The organism is Parasphingorhabdus sp., assembly GCF_049667325.1.
Taxonomy (GTDB): Bacteria; Pseudomonadota; Alphaproteobacteria; order Sphingomonadales; family Sphingomonadaceae; genus Parasphingorhabdus.
Window position 1 is genome coordinate 1 of sequence record NZ_JBATHY010000309.1, and the last position, 3,596, is coordinate 3,596.

Below are 3,596 nucleotides of genomic sequence, written 5' to 3' on the forward strand. Positions count from 1 at the left end.
GGGGTCTTGTCGAAGCCCGAAGATGCGGCGCGCTGCCAGCCGGGGCCGCGCTGGCCGGCTCTGGTGGCGTTGGCCGCGGCGAGATGGGCGAAAGGGTCGCTGTTCTCGGTCCAGTTCGCGCGCCACAGGCTTTCGCCGCCGCTCATGCTGCTTTCATGTTCGACATGATCCTCGGGCAGCTCGCCGATGAAGCGCGAGGGGATCGAGCTGGTCCACTGACCGTAAATCCGGCGGTTGGCGGCGTGGAAGATCGTGCATTTCTTGCGGGCTCTGGTGATCGCAACATAGGCGAGGCGGCGTTCCTCCTCGAGGCTGGCATTGCCGCCTTCGTCGAGGCTGCGCTGTGACGGGAATACGCCTTCTTCCCAGCCTGCGCAGAAGACATAGTCATATTCCAGGCCCTTGGCGCCGTGCATGGTCAATATCGTGACCTTGGCCTCGTCGTCGCGCGCGTCATTGTCCATGACCAGCGAGACATGTTCTAGAAATTCGCCAAGCGTTTCATATTCTTCCATCGCGCGGGCGAGTTCGGTCAGATTCTCCAGCCGACCGGCGGCTTCGGTAGAGCGATCCGCCTGCAGCATCGTCGTATAGCCGCATTCGTCGAGGACGATCCGGGCGAGTTCGGCATGATCGGTGACGCTGGCCAACTCCCGCCAGCGGGCAAAATTGCGCATCAGGGCGAGCAAGGTGTTGCGCGCGCGGGGAGCAAGCTCGTCGGTATCGCAGATGCTGAGCGCGGCGGCGGACAGCGGAATGCCCTGGCCGCGGGCGAGGCGGTGGACTTTTTCCACAGTCTTATCCCCAAGCCCGCGCTTGGGCGTATTCACAATCCGCTCGAAGGCGAGATCGTCGGCAGGCTGGCCAATTACCCGCAAATAGGCGAGGGCATCGCGGATTTCGGCGCGCTCGTAAAAGCGAAAGCCGCCGACAATCTTGTAGGGCATGCCGATCGAGATGAACCGGTCCTCGAACTCGCGGGTCTGGAACTGGGCACGGACGAGGATCGCGACATCGTTCAATGACACTTGTTTGATTTGCTGCAGCGCCTCGATCTCGTCGCCGGTGCGCCGGGCTTCCTCGGGACCATCCCAGACGCCGATGACCTGCACTTTCTCGCCTTCGGTTTCTTCGGTCCACAAGGTCTTGCCGAGGCGGCCGCTATTGTGGTCGATCAGCCCGGATGCAGCGGCAAGAATATGCGGGGTCGAGCGGTAGTTCTGCTCGAGCTTGACCACTTTGGCTTCGGGAAAATCTTTCTCGAAGCGCAGGATATTGGCGACTTCTGCACCGCGCCAGCTATAGATCGACTGGTCATCATCGCCGACGCAGCAGATATTCTGGTGGCTCTGGGCGAGCAATCGCAGCCAGAGATATTGCGAGCTGTTGGTGTCCTGATATTCGTCGACCAATATATATTTGAACCGCTCCTGATAGCGTTTCAATATTTCCCGGTTGGTTTTGAGCAGATTGAGAATATGGAGCAGCAGGTCGCCGAAGTCGCACGCGTTGAGCGCCTTGAGCCGGGCCTGATAGGCGGCGTAGAATTCCTGGCCGCGGCCATTGGCGTAGCGTTCATTCTCGTTGGCATCTAGGTCCTGAGGATTGAGCCCCCGGTTCTTCCATTGATCGATCAGGCCGGCGAGCATGCGCGGCGGCCAGCGTTTCTCGTCGATGTCGGCGGCGCGAATTAACTGTTTGAGCAACCGTAGCTGGTCATCGGTATCGAGAATGGTGAAATTGCTCTGCAGGCCGACCAGTTCGGCATGGTGGCGCAGCATTTTGGCGCCGATACTGTGGAAAGTGCCGAGCCACGGCATGCCTTCGAAACTCTCTCCGACAATCGTTCCGATCCGTTCCTTCATCTCGCGAGCGGCTTTATTGGTAAAGGTCACTGCAAGAATCTCGCTCGGCCATGCCTTGCGTGAAAACACGATATGCGCCAGCCGCCGGGTGAGGGCGGCGGTCTTGCCGGTGCCTGCGCCGGCGAGCACCAAAACGGGGCCTTCGGTCGTGAGGACGGCTTCGCGTTGCGGCGCGTTCAACCCCTGCACATAGGGCGGATCGCTCTCTTGCGGTTGTTTGACAGGTTCGGACACGGGTGAACAGTTAGGGAACATCGCGTGAGGGAGCAAGGCTTCTGTCGCGTTTTTATGTGCCGGTTTCGTGGGACGGAACCATTTGGCCCTCGGAAGGTTGTACCTATGTCCACAATTTATTTGGAGGCTCACATGCGTAATATAGCGATTTTCAGCGCTGCAGCAGCGGCATCGATGGCATTTTCGGGCGTCGCCCACGCCAACCATCATGAGATGAAGGACGGCGCCAAAATGGATCACAAGGCAACCGTGGTGCAAAAAGGCTCCAACGGACGCGCGCAAACCGTGATGCTCAATGGCAAGGAATATAAGGTTTGCGGTGGCGAGGTGACCGACGGCTGCATCAATCCGCGCGAAGCAGGATTGAATTTCGGCAATCGGGCGCTTGATTATTGGCCCGGGAAACCCGCCAGCGAAATGTAAAATTTTCTCAGAGTCGCGACCCTGACCGGTGGATGCTTCCCCGCATCCACCGGTTTTTTTGGCGATGATGACCCAAAGGACAGGTTGATAAACATGTTGCGGCGCACCATTTATTAACTAATGAACGCCAAAGCAGCCCCCACGGAGTTTGAAATGAGCAAAAGACTGACCACAAGCGCGATTGTCGCTACATTGTTGATGGTTGCGACCAGCTTTTACAGCACGGCGCAGCACGGCCACACCGAAACCGCTTCGCGGACCGTGTTGATGGGCGGCTAAATGGCTTCCGGGCGCAGGAGATGAATCCGCGCCCTGCTGCTGTTCCGCACGCAATCCAGCGTATAGCCCTTAACCACAACCTCTTCATTTCGGCTGGTTTCAACCGCGATCCAGCTTGATGGCGCGAACCAGCCGTGACGGCCAAGCTTGTCCAGCGCGACACCACCGGCACCCGATTCATAGGGCGGGTCCATCAAAATCAGATCATAAGGCTTCCGGGCCTGTCCGAGATGCAGGACGGAACCGATCCGGACATCCGCGTGGGCGCCCAACGTTTCGATATTCTTCTCCAGCGCCCGGATCGCATCGCGATCCTGCTCGACAAAGGTGCAATGGGCCGCGCCGCGCGACAAAGCTTCGAGGCCCAGCGCACCGGACCCGGAAAACAGGTCGAGTATCTGCAGATCCTCGAAATCACCCAACCGGCTGGTCAGCATCGAGAATAGCCGTTCGCGGGTACGATCAGCGGTCGGGCGGGTTGTCTCGCCCTTGGGCGCAACGATATTTCTGCCGCGCCAGTTGCCCGCAATTATCCGCATTTTAAGCCGTTCGTCCTGAGCCGGTGTCGCTGCGCGACGTCTGCGACTCCGAAGGGCGCTTCTCGTCCGAGAGGCGTGGTTCGACAGGCTCACCGCTAACGGCAAAAAACCATAGCTGACTCATTTGAGCGACTTGCGAAACTGCACCAGATCATGCTGCCGCACGACCTCGATCTCGCCTTTTTCCAGATCGCCGAGCACGAATGGCCCGTATCGGGTCCGGATCAGGCGGGACACTTCGAGACCGAAATGTTCC

4 protein-coding genes and 1 pseudogene are annotated in these 3,596 nt (G+C 59.1%); 2 read left to right on the forward strand and 3 right to left on the reverse strand.

Annotated elements, in window-relative coordinates:
• Positions 1-2,120 (reverse strand): ATP-dependent helicase (locus WBM93_RS13300; RefSeq protein WP_424432347.1); only part of this gene is annotated, 2,120 nt, incomplete at its 3' end.
• 111 nt (positions 2,121-2,231) lie between these two features.
• On the opposite strand from WBM93_RS13300, the gene WBM93_RS13305 reads away from it, so the two are divergent.
• Together WBM93_RS13305 and WBM93_RS13310 are read left to right on the forward strand one after the other, a co-directional pair.
• Entirely contained in the window at positions 2,232-2,522 is a 291-nt protein-coding gene (locus tag WBM93_RS13305; protein WP_424432348.1) for a hypothetical protein, read from the forward strand.
• A gap of 153 nt (positions 2,523-2,675) precedes the next feature.
• The gene (locus tag WBM93_RS13310; protein ID WP_424432349.1) at positions 2,676-2,801 is read left to right on the forward strand and encodes a hypothetical protein; all 126 of its coding nucleotides are present in this window, start codon (positions 2,676-2,678) and stop codon (positions 2,799-2,801) included.
• Here the strand turns inward: WBM93_RS13310 and rsmD are convergent.
• Both rsmD and WBM93_RS13320 read right to left on the reverse strand, forming a co-directional pair.
• A complete protein-coding gene (gene rsmD / locus WBM93_RS13315) occupies positions 2,798-3,433 on the reverse strand; it encodes a 16S rRNA (guanine(966)-N(2))-methyltransferase RsmD (RefSeq protein WP_424432350.1) in 636 nt (211 codons plus the stop codon). The two genes, WBM93_RS13310 and rsmD, sit on opposite strands and share 4 nt — an antisense overlap.
• Before the next feature lie 27 nt (positions 3,434-3,460).
• Positions 3,461-3,596 (reverse strand): annotated as a pseudogene (locus WBM93_RS13320) (pseudouridine synthase); the annotation flags it as partial.

Excerpts from the sequence above, each read along its gene's own strand:
- WBM93_RS13305 (WP_424432348.1), top strand. The coding sequence starts at position 2,232 with ATGCGTAATATAGCGATTTTCAGCGCTGCAGCAGCGGCATCGATGGCA.
- WBM93_RS13310 (WP_424432349.1), top strand. The coding sequence starts at position 2,676 with ATGAGCAAAAGACTGACCACAAGCGCGATTGTCGCTACATTGTTGATG.